Below are 406 nucleotides of genomic sequence, written 5' to 3'. Positions count from 1 at the left end.
GCGACCGGCGCAGAGGCCACGCGGGAGATGCCGTTCGCGGCGGTGGCGGGCTGGTTGCCGGAGGGCACGCGGCCGAGCATGCGCGCGGACTTCTTCGGCGCGGCGACGCGGCGGCTGCGCGCGCTGGCGGACGGGCGGCGGATCGTGCTCGGGCTGGACGACGCGCACTTCCTCGACGACGTCTCGGCGGCCCTGGTGCAGCACCTCGTGACCACAGTGGACGCTCGCCTGCTGGCCACCGCGCGGGTCACCGCGCAGGAGCCGGTCGCGGCGTTGCGCAGNNCGTTCTCGGCGGCCCGGTCGCTGGGCTGACGGCGGATGTGCTGTGCCACAACAGCCAGGGCAATCCGCTGTTCCTGAGACACCTGATCGACTCCGGCCTGGAGTCCGGGGCGCTGGCGGAGCG

The organism is Allokutzneria sp. NRRL B-24872 (genome assembly GCF_002155965.1).
Taxonomy (GTDB): Bacteria; Actinomycetota; Actinomycetes; order Mycobacteriales; family Pseudonocardiaceae; genus Allokutzneria.
This window is presented reverse-complemented; position numbering follows the sequence as displayed.